General features: G+C 56.7%; 2 protein-coding genes. Both read right to left on the bottom strand.

Features of this window, described 5'->3' with window-relative positions; genetic code table 11:
- Nucleotides 1–201: FAD-dependent oxidoreductase (locus J4G02_23005; protein ID MCE2397377.1), on the bottom strand; the 201-nt coding region annotated here is incomplete at its 3' end.
- On the bottom strand, nucleotides 198–646 hold a 449-nt coding region (locus J4G02_23000), incomplete at its 5' end, for a (2Fe-2S)-binding protein (protein ID MCE2397376.1). The genes J4G02_23005 and J4G02_23000, both read right to left, overlap by 4 nt.

The raw sequence follows: 646 nt of genomic DNA, 5'->3' as shown, positions 1-646 counted from the left end.
AACCCGGCGGAATTCATGCCATCCGAACGGCCGGTGTCCACAATGTCGGGGAATACCGCCGGCCTTGGCTTCGCGTTCCAGAACAACAACATGCCCGACACCGGCGTTCCGCAACTGAGTTGCGGCAGCGAGACCGGCCGGCCCACCACCGACAATGGCAACATCGCAGCGAACATGCGGTTGTAATGTGTCGGCAGTCACTGGTCTGTGATATCCAAAGGAGAGTCGAAATAACCAGCAGTGATTTCACTCAATTCGGCACTACAGTAAAATCCCTGGCATCGTCCCATCATAACTCGGGTACGGCGCTTCAGTCCGCTCAGCGATCTTGCCGGAAGCGGGCCGCGGAGGGCTTTTTCTATTTCTCGACGGGTGACCAGCTCGCAATGGCAAACAATTCCACCGTTGTCAGGCCGCATCCAATCCCGTTCAGCGGTCTCGCTGATCTGCGGAACAGTGGGCCAATGAATGCTCTCAGGTGCGCGAGACAACGACTGATTGCCAAAGATCATTTTCGAAGCGAGACGAGCAATTCCCAAGGCCGCACTCAGCCCAGTTGAACGGATCCCACCAACACAGAGATATTGACTTTCCCCATCCAGCCGGACCTGATAATCCCTTGATTCGGTTGCCGGGCGAATCCCCG

The organism is Candidatus Poribacteria bacterium, from assembly GCA_021295755.1.
Classification (GTDB): Bacteria; Poribacteria; WGA-4E; order WGA-4E; family PCPOR2b; genus PCPOR2b.
Note: the sequence above shows the minus strand (reverse complement) of the source record. Positions and strands in the feature narration are given on the sequence as shown.